The sequence below is a fragment of the Curtobacterium sp. MCPF17_050 genome, from assembly GCF_003224435.2.
Lineage (GTDB): Bacteria > Actinomycetota > Actinomycetes > Actinomycetales > Microbacteriaceae > Curtobacterium.
The window spans coordinates 607,066-624,287 of record NZ_CP126250.1 but is presented as its reverse complement, the minus strand read 5'-3'; the positions used below and the strand labels follow the sequence as shown (position 1 = coordinate 624,287).

Annotated in this window: 15 protein-coding genes; 8 read left to right on the top strand and 7 right to left on the bottom strand. The window is 72.2% G+C overall.

Going from position 1 to position 17,222, the window contains the following annotated elements:
- Positions 1 to 51 precede the first annotated feature (51 nt).
- The 3 genes from DEJ34_RS02975 to DEJ34_RS02965 all read left to right on the top strand — a co-directional run bounded on the left by DEJ34_RS02975 (position 52) and on the right by DEJ34_RS02965 (position 3,546).
- Positions 52 to 2,295: an APC family permease gene (locus tag DEJ34_RS02975; protein ID WP_258368320.1), complete on the top strand. Its 2,244-nt coding sequence runs from the start codon at positions 52 to 54 to the stop codon at positions 2,293 to 2,295.
- Positions 2,296 to 2,354: 59 nt separating this feature from the next.
- Positions 2,355 to 3,179: a hypothetical protein gene (locus tag DEJ34_RS02970; protein WP_110890726.1), complete on the top strand. Its 825-nt coding sequence runs from the start codon at positions 2,355 to 2,357 to the stop codon at positions 3,177 to 3,179.
- 121 nt (positions 3,180 to 3,300) lie between these two features.
- Positions 3,301 to 3,546 carry a DUF3072 domain-containing protein gene (locus DEJ34_RS02965; protein WP_110823514.1) on the top strand — a complete coding sequence of 82 codons (246 nt, stop codon included), beginning with the start codon at positions 3,301 to 3,303 and terminating at the stop codon, positions 3,544 to 3,546.
- A 146-nt stretch (positions 3,547 to 3,692) separates the two neighbouring features.
- On the opposite strand, the gene DEJ34_RS02960 is transcribed toward DEJ34_RS02965, so the two are convergent.
- Positions 3,693 to 4,841: an NAD(P)-binding domain-containing protein gene (locus tag DEJ34_RS02960; protein ID WP_110911388.1), complete on the bottom strand. Its 1,149-nt coding sequence runs from the start codon at positions 4,839 to 4,841 to the stop codon at positions 3,693 to 3,695.
- A gap of 162 nt (positions 4,842 to 5,003) precedes the next feature.
- Here DEJ34_RS02960 and DEJ34_RS02955 point away from each other — a divergent pair, with 162 nt between their 5' ends.
- Positions 5,004 to 5,210 carry a DUF3073 domain-containing protein gene (locus tag DEJ34_RS02955; protein WP_110823512.1) on the top strand — a complete coding sequence of 69 codons (207 nt, stop codon included), beginning with the start codon at positions 5,004 to 5,006 and terminating at the stop codon, positions 5,208 to 5,210.
- Positions 5,211 to 5,790: 580 nt separating this feature from the next.
- On the opposite strand, the gene purM is transcribed toward DEJ34_RS02955, so the two are convergent.
- Positions 5,791 to 6,885: a phosphoribosylformylglycinamidine cyclo-ligase gene (gene purM / locus DEJ34_RS02950; RefSeq protein WP_110911387.1), complete on the bottom strand. Its 1,095-nt coding sequence runs from the start codon at positions 6,883 to 6,885 to the stop codon at positions 5,791 to 5,793.
- A 71-nt stretch (positions 6,886 to 6,956) separates the two neighbouring features.
- Here purM and purF point away from each other — a divergent pair, with 71 nt between their 5' ends.
- Positions 6,957 to 8,414, top strand: a complete 1,458-nt coding sequence (gene purF, locus DEJ34_RS02945) for an amidophosphoribosyltransferase (RefSeq protein ID WP_110823510.1) — start codon at positions 6,957 to 6,959, stop codon at positions 8,412 to 8,414.
- A gap of 89 nt (positions 8,415 to 8,503) precedes the next feature.
- Here the strand turns inward: purF and DEJ34_RS02940 are convergent, their stop codons facing one another.
- Complete coding sequence (locus tag DEJ34_RS02940; protein WP_110911386.1) at positions 8,504 to 8,965, bottom strand: hypothetical protein; 462 nt, start codon at positions 8,963 to 8,965, stop codon at positions 8,504 to 8,506.
- 104 nt (positions 8,966 to 9,069) lie between these two features.
- Here DEJ34_RS02940 and DEJ34_RS02935 point away from each other — a divergent pair, with 104 nt between their 5' ends.
- Positions 9,070 to 11,646, top strand: a complete 2,577-nt coding sequence (locus tag DEJ34_RS02935) for a helix-turn-helix transcriptional regulator (protein WP_110911385.1) — start codon at positions 9,070 to 9,072, stop codon at positions 11,644 to 11,646.
- A gap of 346 nt (positions 11,647 to 11,992) precedes the next feature.
- Here DEJ34_RS02935 and DEJ34_RS02930 read toward each other — a convergent pair whose 3' ends face one another.
- Complete coding sequence (locus DEJ34_RS02930) at positions 11,993 to 12,352, bottom strand: sterol carrier family protein (protein ID WP_110823507.1); 360 nt, start codon at positions 12,350 to 12,352, stop codon at positions 11,993 to 11,995.
- Between the two features lie 57 nt (positions 12,353 to 12,409).
- On the opposite strand from DEJ34_RS02930, the gene purD reads away from it, so the two are divergent.
- The gene (purD, locus tag DEJ34_RS02925; RefSeq protein WP_110911384.1) at positions 12,410 to 13,678 is read left to right on the top strand and encodes a phosphoribosylamine--glycine ligase; all 1,269 of its coding nucleotides are present in this window, start codon (positions 12,410 to 12,412) and stop codon (positions 13,676 to 13,678) included.
- Entirely contained in the window at positions 13,675 to 14,553 is an 879-nt protein-coding gene (locus DEJ34_RS02920) for a phosphoribosylaminoimidazolesuccinocarboxamide synthase (protein WP_110911383.1), read from the top strand. Before purD ends, DEJ34_RS02920 begins: the two co-directional genes overlap by 4 nt.
- 116 nt (positions 14,554 to 14,669) lie before the next feature.
- On the opposite strand, the gene DEJ34_RS02915 is transcribed toward DEJ34_RS02920, so the two are convergent.
- The 3 genes from DEJ34_RS02915 to DEJ34_RS02905 form a co-directional block, all read right to left on the bottom strand.
- Entirely contained in the window at positions 14,670 to 15,872 is a 1,203-nt protein-coding gene (locus DEJ34_RS02915) for a SpoIIE family protein phosphatase (RefSeq protein WP_110911382.1), read from the bottom strand.
- Between the two features lie 136 nt (positions 15,873 to 16,008).
- Entirely contained in the window at positions 16,009 to 16,641 is a 633-nt protein-coding gene (gene lepB / locus DEJ34_RS02910) for a signal peptidase I (protein WP_110901112.1), read from the bottom strand.
- Positions 16,638 to 17,168, bottom strand: a complete 531-nt coding sequence (locus DEJ34_RS02905) for a hypothetical protein (RefSeq protein ID WP_110911381.1) — start codon at positions 17,166 to 17,168, stop codon at positions 16,638 to 16,640. Before DEJ34_RS02905 ends, lepB begins: the two co-directional genes overlap by 4 nt.
- Between the last annotated feature and the right edge of the window lie 54 nt (positions 17,169 to 17,222).

The window sequence follows — 17,222 nt, the reverse complement described above, 5'->3', positions numbered from 1 at the left end:
TTCCGGCCTCCGGTGTTGCGTTCGCCCCGCCAACGAGTAAGTTCGTCGCTCGTGACCAACGAGACCCGGTCGTTGAAAGCCCGACTGATCGGCGACCCGCTCCCCTCCGAGAAACTCGAGGGGCAGCTCCTGCCGAAGCACCTGGCGCTCCCCATCTTCGCCAGCGACCCGCTCTCCTCCGTGGCGTACGCACCGCAGGAACTGCTCATGATCCTGCTGCTCGGCGGGATGGCGTTCCTGACGTTCGCCCCCTGGGTGGCCGCGCTCGTCGTGCTGCTGCTCGTGGTCGTCGTCGCGTCCTACCGGCAGCTCATCAAGGCGTACCCGTCCGGGGGCGGCGACTACGAGGTCGCGCACCGGAACCTCGGCGAGAAGGCCGGGCTCGTCGTCGCGAGCGCCCTCCTCGTCGACTACGTGATGACGGTCGCCGTGTCGGTGGCCTCCGGCGTCGACAACATCATCTCGGCGCTGCCGATGCTCAACCCGTTCCGCGTGGAGCTGGCGCTCCTGTTCGTCGTGCTGCTGGCGGCCGCGAACCTCCGCGGCGTCCGCGAGTCGAGCAAGGCCTTCGCCGTCCCGACCTACCTGTTCGTGGCGAGCGTCTTCCTGATGGTCGTGACCGGCCTCGTCCGCATCGTCGCCGGGGACGCGCCCGTGGCCGAGTCCGCCGGCTACACCGTCGAGAACATCGAGCACACCACGCAGGCGGCCTTCATCCTCCTGCTCCTCCGGGCCTTCGCGTCCGGCTGTTCGGCGCTCACCGGTGTCGAGGCGATCGCGAACGGCATCCCGGCCTTCCGCCGCCCGAAGATCAAGAACGCGCAGCAGACCCTCGTGCTCATGGGCGGCATCGCGATCGTGCTGTTCGTCGGCCTCATCACGCTCGCCCTCGTCTCCCGCGTGCACTACGCCGAGAACGCGTGCGACCTGCAGGGCTTCGCGGACTGCGCGGCGACACCGCAGCGCTCCCTCATCGCCCAGATCGCCGCAGCCACGTTCGGCAACAACTCGATCCTGTTCTTCGTCATCCAGGCGACCACGGCGGCGGTGCTGCTCCTCGCCGCGAACACGGCGTTCAACGGGTTCCCGCTGCTCGGCTCGATCCTGGCGCGCGACTCGTACGCCCCGAAGGCGCTGTCCACCCGCGGTGACCGGCTCATCTACTCGAACGGCGTCATCGTGCTCGCGCTCGTCGCGGCCGCACTGCTCATCGTCTACCGGGCGAACGTCACGAGCCTGATCCAGCTGTACATCATCGGCGTGTTCGTCTCGTTCACGCTCGGGCAGAGCGGGATGGTCAAGCACTGGGTGAGCCTGCTCCGCGCCGACCGTGCCGGCACCGCCGGGGAGCCCGTGCACCGCGGGCAGGTCATCCGCAGCCTCACGATCAACTCGATCGGCGCCACCTTCACGTTCGTGGTGCTCGTCATCGTCACCATCACGAAGTTCACGCACGGCGCCTGGCTCGTCTTCGTGATCATGCCGGTGCTGTTCGTGCTCATGCTCGGCGTGAACCGCTACTACCGCGACGTCTCGCACGAGATCGCGGCCGACGCGGAGACCGAGTTCGGCGCCACGGGCGACCACGCCATCGTCCTCGTGAACAAGCTGCAGAAGCCCGTGCTGAAGGCGCTCGACTACGCCATCGCCGCGAAGCACGCCGACCTCGAGGCGGTGCACGTCGCCATCGACGACGCCGAGGCCGCGCGCCTCCGGGAGCAGTGGGCCGAGCACGGCATCGAGGTCCCGTTGACGATGGTGCCGAGCCCGTACCGCGACATCTCGATGCCCCTCATCAAGTACATCAAGGCGCACCGGCTCGAGCACGGGTCCGAGGTCGTCACGGTCTACACCCCGGTGTTCATCGTCGGCCACTGGTGGGAGGGGCTGCTGCACAACCACCGCGGCCGCCGCATCCGCAAGAAGCTGCTGCTCATGCACGGCGTCACGGTCGCGCTCGTCCCGTGGCTGCTCGACTCGTCGGAGCTGCTCTACGGCAAGCGCTCCCGCCCCTTCCCCGGGCAGGACCGCCGCGGCGAGCCCGTCCGACCCGCCCTCCGCCGGTCGCCGCACGGCGTCTTCCGCTCGGAGGCCGAGGAGGACCGGCTCATCCGCTCCGCCCAGCGCAACAGCCTGGAACCGCAGAAGCTCGCGAACGCCGGCACCCCCTCGCGCCGAGCGACGCGACCGGCCGGCCCCGCGGAGGGCGTCGACCCCGCGACCTGCACGGGTGAGATCCGATCCCTCGTCCCGACCGCACCGCCGGTCCCGCACGCGCCGGACGACCGCGTCTGAGCCGAGCACGGTCGAGCGATGACCCCGCGTGACGGTGTCCGGTCGTACCATGTGACCCCATGACCACCGTGCCCGAGGACCTCCGTACCTTCGCGACCTTCGACGGACACGGCGGCAAGGTCTCGAAGCGCGTCGAGGTGCTCGACCACCGCCCGCCGGTCTCGCCGGACGGCCGCTACGACGGGCTCGTCGCGGTGCGCGGCGAGCACCCGCTCGGCGCGCTCGACGAGCGCGCCGCCGACGACTCCGCCGAACTGACGCGCGGCGTCGCGAGCATCGGCTGGGTGGACCCGGCCACGCTCCGGGACTGGTACCGGCCGGACCGGGTCGTGGTGAGCCTCCTGGACGCCCGCCGTTCCGGGCTGGAGCCCGGGGTCTACGCCGACTCGCGAGGGCGCGGCCGGGTCCGCATCGACGGCCAGGAGGCCCACCTCGGCTCCGACGGGCGGCCCGCGTTCCGCGCACTGGCCGGGACGGCGGAGGCCCCGAAGGTCGACGTCCCACTGCCGATGGACCAGGCCGTGCGGCTCGTGGTCGTGACCGTCGCGGGGCGCGACGGCGACGACCTGGGCGGGACAGCACCGGCGCACCGCACGTCGACCGGTGCTGCCGGCGTGGAGGTCGTGACGACGCCTGTGGCGCCGCTCCTGGCCCCCGGCGAGTACCCGGAGTACGCCGACGACGTGCCGGGGCTGCCGCCGCGACCCGCGTCCGGACGGGTCCGCGTGAGCGCCTCGGTGCTGCTGGACGGGGCCCTGCACCCGGTGGACCGGCTCGACGAACAGGCGAACACGCTCTGGATCGAGCGGGGCGGCCGGGTCGTCCCGATCGCGGCGAGCGACGTCGGCGGAGACCTGGTGCGGTACACGGCGACGCCGGTCTGACGCGGGACTGGCGCCGGATGGCGCCGGACTGGCGCCGGTCCGGCGTCGCCTGTCCGTTCGCCGGTCGTCGGGGGACGCCGTGCTGCGCGGGACGTCGGGGGTGCGGCGTACGGTCACGCTCATGAGTGATGCAGACCAGAACCAGCCGGAGACCCTCGGCGGCGAGCGCCCGGACCCGTCGACCACCGCGAGCAAGGACCCCGAGCAGTGGGTGACCGGTGACGAGCCGATGACCGGCCCGCAGCGCAGCTACCTCGACACCCTCGCGCGCGAAGCCGGCGAGGAGCTCCCCGCCGACCTCAACAAGGCCGAGGCCTCGGAGAACATCGACCGCCTGCAGCAGAAGACCGGCCGCGGCACCAACTGAACCGCAGGCGTTGCTGTACGGCGGTCCGCATCCCAGCGGGCCGCCGTCCGGCATCTCCGTCGCGATCGCCGTCCCCGTCGCGGTCAGGGTCGACCGGGACTGCCGGACGGAGCCGCGATGCCAGCGGTGCGGTCCACCGCTGTCGGTCACGCCCGAGCGGGTGACCGCTCCCCGTCGTCCGCGGCCAGCACCGCCAGGACCTGGCGGGCGATCCGACGACCGGCGCGGTTCGCACCGATGGTCGACGCCTGCGGGCCGTACCCGGCGAGGAAGAGGCGCGGTTCGGCTCCGGCACGCCCGTCCTCCACGACGACCCCACCGGCCTCGGTCCGCAGGTGCAGCGGCGCGAGGTGCCGGAGGTCCGCGCGGAACCCGGTCGCCCAGATGACGGCGTCGGCGTGCACGTGCTCACCGGTCGCGGTCTCGACGCCGTCCGCGTCGAGCCGGACGAACATCGGCTCGGGCTGCAACAGCCCACGCGCCAGGCCGCGTCGGATCCGCGGTGAGACCGGGAGGCCCGTCCCGCTGACGATGCTCGGCAGCGTCCGTCCCGCCTTCGCTGCCCGGTCCTGGTCCTCGACGGCCGCCACGGCGGCGCCGAGCGCGAGATCCGGGTCGTCGGACCAGACCACCGGGCGACGGGTGAACCACCGCGTGGTCCGGGCGACGCCGTCGAGCTCGAGCAGGAAGCCGATGGCGCTCGTGCCACCACCGACGACCACGATGTCCTGCCCCGCGAACTCCGACGCGTCGCGGTACCCCGTCGTGTCGAGCTGACGGCCCCGGAACACGTCGCGACCCGGCACCCACGGCACGAACGGTGTGCCCCACGTACCGGAGGCGTTGACGACCACCTCCGCGCGGATCACCCCGGTGGTCCCGTCGTCGTCGCGGGTCTCGACCACGAGCGCGGGCGTGCTGCCGGCGGGACCGGACCCGACCTCGCGGCGGACCGCCGTGACGGCGACGGGGCGACGCACCCGGAGGTCGTGGTGCTCCTCGAACCGCCGGTAGTACTCCGCGACGACGTCACGGGCCGGACGTGAGCGGTCCGCGTCGTCGAAGTGCAACCCCATCTCGTGCATGCCCGGCAGGTCGTGCACCCGGTGCGCGAGGCCGAGCCGGAGGGCCTCCCAGCGGAACTGCCACGCGCCTCCCGTTCCCGGAGCACGGTCGAGGACGACCAGGTCGCGGCCGGCGGTGAGTCCGGCGCGCTGGAGGTGCCAGGCGACGGAGAGGCCTGCCTGGCCCGCGCCGATCACGACGACATGGGCGTGTTGGTCGGCGGTGCGCATCACCCTCGATTCTGCTGTGCTCGGGACGCGCCGGGCGAAGTCGGCAACGGGGTACATGGTAAAGTGGCCGACAGATTTCAAACCACGAACCGTCTGTTCTTCCCGGGTGCACACTCGTCGCCCGCCGAGACCGGACACGAGCCGACACAGAGGGGGTCACGCATGGGGCGCGGCCGTCAGAAGGCGAAGCACACCAAGGTCGCCCGGGAGCTGAAGTACTTCAGCCCGGACACGAACTACGGTGCTCTCGAACGCGAACTCTCCGTCGCACAACAGTCGGACGAGCCCGACTACGTCGACCGCTGGGCCGACGAGTTCGGTGACGATGGTGACCTGGAGAACCAGACGGACACGAACAAGTCCGCCTGACCTCCCGGTCTGACGACGCCGCGCCCCTCCGGGGAGCGCGGCGTCTCGTCGTGCCCGGGCGGATGCGTCGTCGCGCCTCCGCCGCGGCACGCCGTGCCGGCCTCGCCTCCGCCGGGGTTGCACGATCTGCCGCCGCGCGGGCATCCGCTGGGGTTGCACGGCCTGCCGCCGCCGGGCATCCGCCGGGGTCGCACGGTCTGCCGCCGCCGGGCCTCCGCCGAGGTTGCACGATCTGCCGCCGCCGCGCGCCGGTGGCGGCCGCTTCTGCGACCTCGACGGAGCGCGCATGGCGGGTCGTGCGACCTCGACGACGCCGCGCACGGTGAGTCGTGCGACCTCGACCGAGCGCGCATGGCGGGTCGTGCGACCTCGACGACGCCGCGCACGGCGGGTCGTGCGACCTCGACGACGCCGCGCACGGCGGGTCGGGCGACCTCGACGCGCGGCACCGAGGAGGTTCCGCAACTCGCCGCGCGTCGGACGTCCCGGTTCCGCGAACGCGGGACCTGGCGCGCCGAGGTTCCGTGATTCTGGAACCTCGGGGAGCGGGCTGCCCAGGGGCGGTACCGGGCGGGGCGCCTCAGCCCGCGTAGGACCCCACGAGGCGCACGGCCCCGCCGTCGACGCCCTTGGCGCCCTGCTCGAACCCGGTCAGGTCGCGCGCACCGATCGACACCGAGCCGACCGTCCACGCGGGCAGTCCGGCTGCCCCGAGGGACGCGATGACCTCGTCCGCCGCGGCACCGGACACGACGGCGAACATGCCGATGCCGAGGTTCCAGGTGCCCTCGGTGTCCTCGATCGGGGTGCCGGCCAGGTCGGCGAGCACGCGGAACACCGGCAGCGGCTGCCAGGTGGACCGCTCGACCTCGACCCAGGACCCGACGGGCAGCACGCGCGCCAGGTTCGCCGCGATGCCACCGCCCGTCACGTGCGAGAGCGAGTGCACGGCACCGGGGTGCTGCTCGATCAGGTCCAGCAGCGGGGACGTGTACAGGCGGGTCGGCTCGAGCAGGGCCTCCCCCACCAGGCCGCCGAGCTCCGGCAGCGTGTCCGTGTAGCCGATGCCGCGCTGGCCGAGGACGTGCCGGACGAGCGAGTACCCGTTCGAGTGCAGTCCGGAGGACTCGATCGCGATGACCGCGTCGCCGTCCTGCACGAGGTGCGCGCCGAGCTGCGAGCCGGCCTCGACCGCGCCGACCGCGGCACCGGCGACGTCGTAGTCGTCCGGACCGAGCAGGCCGGGGTGTTCCGCGGTCTCGCCACCGACGAGCGCGGTGCCCGTGGCCGCACAGCCGCGGGCGATCCCGGCGACGATGTCGGCGATCCGGTTCGGCACGACCCGGCCGCAGGCGATGTAGTCCGTCATGAAGAGCGGCTTCGCGCCGACCACGACGATGTCGTCGACGACCATGCCGACCAGGTCCTGCCCGATGGTGTCGTGCTTGTCGATGGCCTGCGCGATCGCGACCTTCGTCCCCACGCCGTCGGTCGAGGTCGCGAGCAACGGGCGCTCGAAGTCCTTGAGGAACGAGACGTCGTAGAGCCCGGCGAAGCCACCGACGCCGCCCAGGACGGACGCGTTGTGCGTCGCCGAGACGGCGGACTTCATGAGCTCGACGGCCAGGTCACCGGCGGCGGTGTCGACACCGGCCTCGGCGTAGGGGTTGGGCATACGTCGTCCTCCGCTGGGCATGGCAGACTTGTTCGGTACCACCCGATCCTACGGTCTGGAGCACCCCGCGAATGTGCGGCATCGTCGGCCTCGTTGCGCAGGGGCCTGCAAACCAATCCATCTACGACGCACTGCTCCTCCTGCAACACCGGGGACAGGACTCGACGGGCATCGCCACCGTCGACGGGCACGTGCACCACATGCACAAGACCCGCGGTCACGTGCGCGAGGCCTTCCGCACCCGTGACATGCGGGCGCTCCTCGGGACCATGGGTCTCGGCCACGTCCGGTACGCCACCCGTGGCGCCGCGACGAACGAGGAAGAGGCTCAGCCGTTCTACGTGAACGCGCCCTACGGCATCGTGCTGGTGCACAACGGCAACCTGACGAACACGCGTGAACTCACGCGGGAGCTGTTCGACATCGACCGCCGGCACCTCAACACGACCTCGGACACCGAGCTGCTCGTGAACGTCCTCGCGCACGAGCTGCAGGGCCAGGTCCGCGGCAAGCACCTGGACCCGGGGCAGGTGTTCGACGCCGTCGAGCGCGTGCACGAGCGGGTCGAGGGCTCGTACGCCACGATCGCGACGATCGCCGGGCACGGCCTGCTCGCGTTCCGCGACCCGTTCGGCATCCGTCCGCTCATCCTCGGGCACAAGTTCGACGACGCGGGGAAGAGCGAGTGGGTCGTCGCGAGCGAGTCCCTCGTGCTCGAGTCCGGCGGCTACGACATCGTCCGTGACGTCGCTCCCGGTGAGGCCGTCTTCATCGAGATGGACGGCACGATGCACGCCCGACAGTGCGCGAAGGACCCGCGGCTCGTCCCGTGCGCCTTCGAGTACGTCTACCTGGCCCGTCCGGACTCCGTGATGAACGGCATCTCGGTCTACGACGCCCGTCTCCGTCTCGGCAACCGCCTGGCCGACACCATCGAGCAGTACGCGCCGACCGGTGACATCGACGTCGTCATGCCGATCCCGGACTCGTCCCGACCGGCAGCGATGCAGGTCGCGCAGAAGCTCGGCATCGAGTACCGCGAGGGCTTCTACAAGAACCGCTACGTCGGCCGGACCTTCATCATGCCGGGCCAGGCGGAGCGCAAGCGCAGCGTCCGACAGAAGCTCAACGCGATGTCGTCCGAGTTCAAGGGCAAGAACATCCTCATCGTCGATGACTCGATCGTGCGGGGCACGACGAGCCGCGAGATCGTCGAGATGGCCCGTGCCGCCGGCGCGAACGAGGTCACGTTCACCAGCGCCGCGCCGCCGGTCCGCTACCCGCACGTCTACGGCATCAACATGCCGACCCGTGCCGAACTGATCGCGCACGACCGCAAGATCCCCGAGATCAACACGGTGCTCGGCAGCGACCACCTGATCTACCAGGAGATCGGCGACATGCGCGACGCGATCATCGAGGGGTCGGACGTCCCGGACCTCGAGATGAGCTGCTTCACCGGTGAGTACGTCACCGGCACGGTGTCGCCGGAGTACCTCGCCTGGGTCGAGGCGAACCAGCTCAGCTGACGTCGGTCCGGAGCGTCGGGACCACGGACTGGAGGCCCGTCACCAGCTGGTGACGGGCCTCCAGTCCGTTCGTGATCGCGTCCGCGACCTCAGCGCTCGGGGTGCCCCTGGTCGTCCGCAGTGGGCTCGGCCGTCGCATCGGTCGGGGACGCCGGGCCGGTGGCGGGGCCGTCGTGGTCCTCGAGCTCGCCGTCGACCGTCTCCGGGACCGGGTCGACCGTGACCCGCTCGGCGGTCAGGCTCGCCGCTCGACGGGACGACACCCGGTCGAGGACGACCGCGACGAGCGCACCGACGAGCATGCCGATCGAGACGCCGTAGAGGCCGAAGTACCCGACGAGCCCGGCGAAGCCCGTCGTCTCCTGCTGGTCGCCGCGGTCGAGGCCCATGGTGAGCGCGACGACGACGACCGTCACGAGGAAGCCGAGCACGGCGCCGCCGAGGATGAAGACGCTGAAGCGTGGGGCGCGTCGGATGGTGACCTGGTCCGGGGAGGTGACCACGTCGGGTGCCGGGACCGGACGCTGGTCGGGTCGATCGGTGTCGCTCACCGTCCCATTGTCCCCCACCTTGGGAGGAGGCTCGCGCGGCAGTTCATCCACTGGACGCGAGATGATGGTCCGGTACCGCGGGGTTTCGAGACGGGAGGTGCGCGATGGTCGACGAAGCCGACCCGGGTGACCGCCGTCCGACGCGGGCTCCCGCCCGGTTGTCATGGCCGGTGCTCCGCCGCCGAGAGGAAGACCGGGCCGTCGCGGTCGTCGCCGATCACCGGTGGAGCGTCGCGCTCGTCGGTGCGCCCGGACTCGGGAAGACCACCGTCGCCGCCCGCGTCACCGACCGCGTGGTCCGACGAGCGCCGGACCCGGCACCCCTGGTCGTGCCGATCACCGCGGTCGCCGCCGGTTCCTCGATGCCGTTCGGTGCGGTCTCGGACCGGTTCGGCGACGTGCTCGGCGACGACCTGACGGAACCGGTCCCGGCCGAGGAACTCCTGCGCCGCGCGGCCCGGACGGAGGGTCGGGAGCTCGTGCTGCGGGTCGACGACGCGGACCTGCTCGATGCGCTGTCCGCCCGCTACGTCGCGTGGCTCGTGCGCGACCACGGCGCGCGGCTCGTCCTCACCTGCCGCGACTTCACGGCGCTGGCCGAACCGCTGCGGGCGCTCTGGCAGGACGACCTCCTCGAGCGGATCGACCTCGTGCCGCTCGACGTGGACGAGACGTCCTCGCTCCTGGAACGCGCGCTCGGTGCCCCGCTGGAACCCGCCTCGGTGGAACAGGTGCACCGGGCGACCCAGGGCAACCCGCTGTACCTGCGCGAGGTGGTGCGTGCCGGCCTGGCCTCCGGCGCGCTCGAGCACACCGCGCTGAGCTGGTACTGGCGCGGGCGGGTCACCGCGTCCCACAGCCTGGCCGACATGTACCGGACCGAACTCGCCGCGCTCCCCGGCGACCTGCGCGACGTCGTGGAGATCGTCGCGCTCGCCGAGCCGATCCCGGTGTCCCGCCTGCTCGCCCTGGTGGACGGGAGCGACCTGGACCGGGCGGTCGGCCTCGGGTTCGTGCGGATGGACTCCACGGGCACCGGCAGCCCGGTCGCACGGTCGTCCCACCCCCTCGTCGGCGACGTCGTCCGGGCCCTGGTGCCCGTCGCCCGACGGACCGCCCTGTTCGCGCGGGCCAACGCCTTCCGCACCGACCGGCAGGAGGGCGCACCGCCGGCGGCACGTCTCCGCGCGATCCTGTGGGCGCTCGAGTGCGGTGTCCTGCCGCCCGTCGACCAGTTGCTCGACGCAGCGCGGATCGCGAACGGCCTCCAGGAGCACGAGAGCACGATCGCCCTGACGTCCGCCATGCTCGGGGCGGTCCTCACGCCGACGGAGCGGGTCCGCACCCACTGCCTGCGCTCGCTCGCCCACGGGTACAGCAGCGGACGCGAGGCCGGGCGGGTCGACGCCGAAGCCGCCTGGGGCCTCGCCACGTCCGGCGTCGACGTCGACGACGTCGCGGTCGTCGAGGCGTGCGAGACACTCGCCAACCTCCGGCAGTTCCACGACGACGACGCCGCGTCCGCCGTGACGCTGACCGAGATCGCCGTCGCGCACGTCGGCCCGGCCGCGCGCGAGCAGCTGCGCGTCCTGCGGCTCTCGCACCTCGGGTGGGGCGGCGAATTCGCCGAGATCCGACAGGAGATCGAGCGCGCCGGGGTCCTGCACGCCCCGGCGATCCCGCGGTCCTTCCTGCCCATCGCCGCGTGCGCCGTGATGGCCCTCGGCACCGGTGGGCGGCTGGACGACGCGATGCGACTGGCCCACGCCTGCCTGGCGACCGCCACGGTCCACCTCGAGGACTCGCCGTGGACCGTGGGGGAGGTCGTGTCGGTGCTGCACCAGGTCCAGGTGTGGCGCGGGGACATCGCCGAGATGGTGACGCAGGTCCCGCTCATCCGGGCCGACCCGTTCCTCAAGTACGACTTCACCCTCGAGCTCTTCGGCATCGGGAACCGGGCGCTCGGGGAGCGACGGTGGTCCGACGCCGTGACGGCCTTCACGGCCGCGTGCGAACGGTACGAGGTCATCGACCCCGGCGGCTTCTCGGCCTACGCGTGGTCCCGTCTGGCCATGTCCCAGGCGTACGCCGACATGCCGGACGCAGCAGCCGAGTCCGTGGAGCGGGCGCGGACCACACCGCTCCGTGCGATGCGCATCCTCGGCGACCAGATCGAGACGACGATCGCGTGGACCGAGGCGCTGCTCGGGAACCCGTCCGGGCTCCGGCGGGCCGACGAGATCATCGCGCGCGGGACGGCGGCGGGCGCGTGGACCCACGTGCTCTACGCGCAGACCCTGCACTACGCGATGGACGCGATGGCCGGTCGGGACACCGCCGCGTCCCTCGCGCGGATGCAGGACGCGGCCACCCGGGTCGACGGGCCCCTGGCCGCGGCGATCACCGGGTACGCCGACGCCCTGCGGTCGGGTGACCGCGCGTGGATCGCCAGCGCCCAGGCCGACCTGGCCGCGTGCGGCATGGCCGTCACCGCGGGCCGGACGAAGCAGCCGCTCACGAAGCGCGAGTACGAGGTGGCCGAGCTCGCCGCCCAGGGGTACTCGAACCGGCGGATCGCGGACCGACTCGGGTTGTCGGTCCGGACGGTGGACGCACACATGTCACGCGTGTTCGCGAAGTGGGACATCCGCGCACGGTCGGAGCTCGTCGAACTCGTCTGAACACAGAACGAGCCGGGGATGACCGGGCCGGGCACGGAACGGCCCGCGCACGGAACGGCCGGCGCACGGAACGGTCTGCGCACGGAACGGTCTGAGCAGGACGGAACGGTCTGGGCAGACCGCAGAAGAAGTTGCGGGATGCAGCACGACTCGCCGCTGCCGTTGACACACGGCGCCCGGTTTCGCGTAGCGTGGAATGCGTCGCCGGGTTCGGACCCGTTCGGGTCGGGTCCGAATCCCGGCGGCTTCACCAAGGCTAGAGAAGCGGGTGCACGGTCCACATCGGTAGGACCTACCTAATTCCCCCGGGTACCGAGACCGACGTGCGTGTCACCACGCCGCCGGGTCAGGGCAGGCGGACCGGCAGGAACGCGGCGATGTCGGCCCGCGAACCGGACGCGCTGACGCGGCGGGTGGTCTCCGGGTCGTCCCAGTGCTGCCGACCCGTCGCGAGCGCGAGCCACGTCGTCGCGTCCGTCTCGACCACGTTCGGCGGCGTGCCGCGCGTGTGCCGCGGTCCGGGCACGGCCTGCACCGCGGCGAACGGCGGGACCCGCACCTCGACGCTGTTGCCGGGCACGTCCTCGGCCAGGCGCTGCAGGGTCCAGCGGACGGCCGTCGCGATCGAGGAGCGGTCGGTCGCGCCGGCGGTGACGGCGTCGAGCGCGGCCCGGCCGACGGCGTCGTCGATGGTCTTCGGCGGCATCCCCACAGGCTAGCCGGTGCACTACGGGCGGCTCATCGGGCTCGGTAGGGTGATCGGGTGCGAATCCTCGTCCTCGGTTCCGGTGCCCGCGAGCACGCGATCATCACGGCCCTCCTGGCAGAACAGGCCGGGCACGTCATCACGGCAGCGCCGGGGAACGCCGGCATCGCCGCCGACGTGGAGACGGTGTCGCTCGACCCCACGAACGGCCCACTCGTGGCGGAGTACGCGCTCGAGAACGACGTCGAACTCGTCGTCGTCGGACCGGAAGCGCCCCTCATCGCCGGCGTCGCCGACCCGCTCCGCACCCGGGGCATCCCGGTGTTCGGTCCCGGCAAGGCCGCCGCGCAGCTCGAGGGGTCGAAGGCCTTCGCCAAGCGCGTCATGGCCGAGGCCGGCGTCCCGACCGGACGTCCCGTGTCCGCCAGCACGGTGGACGAGGCAGTGGCGGCGCTCGACGAGCTCGGTGCTCCGTACGTGGTCAAGGCGGACGGGCTCGCGGCGGGCAAGGGCGTCCTGGTGACCGAGGACCGCCAGGCGGCGATCGACCACGCGACCTACTGGCTGCAGCACGGACACGTCGTGGTCGAGGAGTTCCTCGACGGGGAAGAGGTCTCGCTGTTCTTCCTCAGCGACGGGCACGACGTCCGACCGCTGTCGCCCGCGCAGGACTACAAGCGACTGTCCGACGGCGACCTCGGACCGAACACCGGCGGCATGGGCGCGTACTCGCCGCTGCCGTGGCTCGACGACCGCTGGGGATCCGAGCAGGCCTTCGTGGACGAGGTCACCGAACTGGTCGCCCTGCCCACCGTCCGCCAGCTCGAGCACGAGGGCACGCCCTTCGTCGGACTGCTCTACTGCGGGCTGATCGTCACCGAGCAGGGCGTGCGGGTGATCGAGTTCAACGCCCGCTTCGGCGACCCCGAGACCCAGGTGGTGCTCCCCCGCCTCGCGACCCCGCTGAGCGGCCTGCTGCTCGCCGCCGCGTCGGGGCAGCTCGGCTCCACGCCGCGACCGGAGTTCCGCGACCAGGCGGCCGTCACGGTCGTCCTGGCCAGCGAGGGCTACCCGGAGAGCCCGGTCACCGGCCGGACGATCACGGGTGTCGACGCCGCGAACGCCCGCGACGGCGTCGCCGTGCTGCACGCGGCGACGGGCGCCCTCGACGGCGACCTCGTCGCGACCGGCGGCCGGGTGCTCAGCGTCGTCGCCACCGGGGCCGACTTCGCCGAAGCGCGCGACCGCGCCTACGCCGGCTTGCACGACATCACGCTCCCCGGCGCGCAGTTCCGCACCGACATCGCCGCGAAGGTCGTCCGATGAGCGCCGCCCCGGACGTCCAGGGCTGGCGACACGTCTCCTCCGGCAAGGTCCGCGAACTGTACGTGCCCGCGTCGACGGCAGACGTCGCCGGTGCCACCGAGCTGCTCCTCGTCGCGTCCGACCGCGTGAGCGCCTACGACTTCGCGCTCGAGCCGCCGATCCCGGGCAAGGGCGAGCTCCTCACCCGGCTGTCGCGCTTCTGGTTCGACCAGCTGCGTGACGTCCCGAACCACCTGCTCACCCCGAGCGGGGCGACGACGCCCGTCCCGGCATCCGTCGAGGCACGCTCGATGCACGTCATGCCGCTGCGGATGTTCCCCGTGGAGTGCGTCGTGCGGGGGTACCTGGTCGGCAGCGGCTGGGCCGAGTACCAGGAGACCGGCAGTGTCTGCGGTGTACAGCTGCCCGCCGGGCTGGCGAACGGTGACCGCCTGCCGGAGCCCATCTACACGCCCGCGTACAAGGCCCCGCAGGGCGAGCACGACGAGAACATCTCGTTCGAGCGCACCGAGGAACTCGTCGGCCCCGCGGACGCCGCTTCGCTGCGTGACCTGTCCCTCGCCGTGTACTCCGAGGCGGCGGCGATCGCCCTGCAGCGCGGTGTGGTCATCGCGGACACGAAGTTCGAGTTCGGCCGCGACGCCGACGGCCTGATCCGGATCGCGGACGAGGTCCTGACGAGCGACTCGAGCCGCTACTGGGACGCAGCGGCGTACGAGTCGGGCAACCGGACGGACTCGTTCGACAAGCAGATCGTCCGCGACTGGCTCAGCGCGAACTGGGACCGCACCGGTACCCCGCCCGTGCTGCCGGACGAGGTCGTCGAGCGGACGGCCGCGCGCTACCGCGAGCTGATCGAGCGCCTCGGCGCCTGACCGCGTCCCGGCCGGCGGGAGACCGACCGGGCAGGCGGCCGATCGGGCGGGCAGCCGATCGAGCAGGCAGCCGGCCGCGCTGCCAGCCGGTCACGCTGCCATCCGGTCAGGCCGGGTCAGGCGTCGCGGGACACGACCACGACGGTCAGGTCGTCACCCGGGTCGTGTTCGAGCGCCCGGCCCCGGACACCGGCCAGGAACGTCGACAGGTCCGGCGACTTCCGGTGGAGCGCACCGAGCCGGGAGAGCGACGCCAGGGTCGAGTCCCACAGCTCGAGGGCGCCGTCGCTGACGAGCAGCACGGTGTCACCCGGTTCCAGGACGAGTTCCCCCGCCGCGCGGTCCATCCCGATCGGGTGCAGGCCGACCGGCAGGTCGAGCGACCGCAGCACGGTCTCGGTGCCGTCGGCGTGCAGGTGCAGGACGAGTCCGTGCCCGGCGTCGACGAACGCCAGCCGACCGGTCGCCGTGTCGAGCCGCCCGTGGAACAGGGTCGCGAAGGCCTCGGCGGCGCTGAGGTCCGGGGCGACCTGCTCCTCGAGCCCGGCGACCGCGGTGGACGGGTCCTCGTGCCGGCGGGCGATCAGGGCGCCGCGCATGCCGGCCGCGAGCAGTCCGGCGGCCATGCCCTTCCCCATCACGTCCGCGATGGTGAGGTCCACCGTGCCGTCGTCGATGCGCCAGTCGTGGAAGTCGCCCGACACGATGCCGTGCGGGATCGACGTCCCGCCGATGGTCCAGCCGGGCAGGTCGACGGTGTGCGGCTGCAGCCCGGAGAGCACCGTGCGGAGGCGGTCGTCGTCGAGACCGGTGGCGAGTTCGCGCTCCGCCCAGACGCCGAGTTCCTCGAGCAGGGCGACGTCCTCGGGGGCGAGGGCACGCGGGCTCGGGTCGATCAGGCAGAGCGTCCCGACCTTGGTCGCGTCGGCACCGACGTGCAGCGGCACCCCGGCGTAGAAGCGGACGTTCGGGTCGTTGTTCACCATCGGCAGGTCGGAGAAGCGCAGGTCGTCGCGTGCGTCCGGCACGACGACGGGGCCGTCCTGGTCGAGCGTCCGGCCGCAGAACGTGTCCACGAGGGGCGTCGACCCGGGGAACACCTGGTCGGACTGCTGCGACTTGTGGAAGAGCACGTCGTCGCCGGCGAGGTTGAGGAAGGAGCCGGAGACACCGAACGCCTCTCGGGCGATCCGGGTGATGCGCTCGAACCGTTCTTCCGGGCCGCCCTGCACGACGTCGAGTGCGGCGAGCAGCGCAGCACGACGAGCCGCGACGGGAGCGGAAGCGGGGATCGTCTGCTCGACGTGCTCGGTGCTCATGCGACCACGCTAACGCGGATACCGGACAAGCCCTCTCGGAGTTCACGGAACGCATGACCCCAGTCGACGGGCCACGCGCACGACTCCCCCGGCACCGCGCACCGCGCACCGCGCACCGCTCGCGCACCGCTCGCGCTCAGTCGGCGTCGGGGACTGCGTCCCACTCGTCGCCGTACCGCGACAGCACCGACCAGCGGTCGACCGGCCAGGTGATCACGAACGCCCGACCGACGACGTCCTCGACCGGCACGTTGCCGTGCACGCGCGAGTCGGCGGAGTTGTACCGGTTGTCACCCATGACCCAGACACGGCCGTCCGGCACCGTGATCGAGAAGTCCTCGCCGGAGACCCGGTTCACGTCCGCCGGCAGGCGCACGTACGGCTCGTCCACCGCGTGCCCGTTGACCGACAGTCGGCCCTGGGCGTCGCAGCACTCGACCCGGTCGCCCGGCAGCCCGATCACGCGCTTGATGAGGTCCTCGCCCTGCCCCGGGGCGAGCCACGCGTTCGGGTCGCGGAACACGACGACGTCACCGCGCTCGAGCGACATGACGTCGGGCACGAGCTCGTTCACGAGGACCCGGTCCCCGACGAGCAGGGTGTCCTCCATCGACTCCGAGGGGATGTAGAACGACCGCACCAGGAACGCCTTCACCAGGAAGGACACGACCAGCGCCGCCACCACGATCACCACGAGGTCGCGGAGGAACCGGGCCGTGGACCGGCCACGGGTCTGCTCGGTCGCGGCCGACGGATCTGTCTCGCTCAATGGGTGACCACGACCTTCACGACGGAGATGACGAGCGCGACGGCGGCGAGCACGAGGCCGCCCCAGAGCCCGAGGAACGACGGCTGCTTGCCGCGGAACCGCTGGAGGAACACCCCGACCAGGCCGATGCGGACGACCAGGATGACGACCGCGGCGGTCTGCGCCCACTCGGCCGGTACCCACCCGATCCACGCGGCCGCGTAGAGGACGGCGGGGATGAGTCCCGAGGTCGCGATCGGGTTGGCGTTGCGGGTGATCACCGCGACGGACTCCCGCCGCGCCGTGTCGTCGGCGGAGTCCCCGATCGCGTGTGCCACGAGGTGCGCGAGCACGTGCGCGAGGTACGTCAGCACCGCCGTCGCGAGCACGGTGAGCACGGCGGCTCCGTGGTGGATCTGCTCGGGCGAGACCGCGATCGCGACGGCGAGCACGGTGATGTTGCCGTAGATGTACGACGACATCCGGTCGCGGACGTGCTCGACCGGCAGGTCCTGGGGGCGTGGGCGACCGCGGCGTTCGGAGGGCATCGGTCCATCTTGGCCCGTCCCCGTCGGGTCGGACCGACGAGCGACCGGGTTCGA

What these genes read in the sequence shown, in the direction of transcription:
- DEJ34_RS02960 (WP_110911388.1), bottom strand. Translation starts at nt 4,841, where the DNA reads ATGCGCACCGCCGACCAACACGCCCATGTCGTCGTGATCGGCGCGGGC.
- DEJ34_RS02970 (WP_110890726.1), top strand. Translation starts at nt 2,355, where the DNA reads ATGACCACCGTGCCCGAGGACCTCCGTACCTTCGCGACCTTCGACGGA.
- DEJ34_RS02915 (WP_110911382.1), bottom strand. Translation starts at nt 15,872, where the DNA reads ATGAGCACCGAGCACGTCGAGCAGACGATCCCCGCTTCCGCTCCCGTC.
- DEJ34_RS02930 (WP_110823507.1), bottom strand. Translation starts at nt 12,352, where the DNA reads ATGCCGCCGAAGACCATCGACGACGCCGTCGGCCGGGCCGCGCTCGAC.
- DEJ34_RS02935 (WP_110911385.1), top strand. Translation starts at nt 9,070, where the DNA reads ATGGTCGACGAAGCCGACCCGGGTGACCGCCGTCCGACGCGGGCTCCC.
- DEJ34_RS02965 (WP_110823514.1), top strand. Translation starts at nt 3,301, where the DNA reads ATGAGTGATGCAGACCAGAACCAGCCGGAGACCCTCGGCGGCGAGCGC.
- DEJ34_RS02905 (WP_110911381.1), bottom strand. Translation starts at nt 17,168, where the DNA reads ATGCCCTCCGAACGCCGCGGTCGCCCACGCCCCCAGGACCTGCCGGTC.
- purF (WP_110823510.1), top strand. Translation starts at nt 6,957, where the DNA reads ATGTGCGGCATCGTCGGCCTCGTTGCGCAGGGGCCTGCAAACCAATCC.
- DEJ34_RS02955 (WP_110823512.1), top strand. Translation starts at nt 5,004, where the DNA reads ATGGGGCGCGGCCGTCAGAAGGCGAAGCACACCAAGGTCGCCCGGGAG.
- DEJ34_RS02920 (WP_110911383.1), top strand. Translation starts at nt 13,675, where the DNA reads ATGAGCGCCGCCCCGGACGTCCAGGGCTGGCGACACGTCTCCTCCGGC.
- purM (WP_110911387.1), bottom strand. Translation starts at nt 6,885, where the DNA reads ATGCCCAACCCCTACGCCGAGGCCGGTGTCGACACCGCCGCCGGTGAC.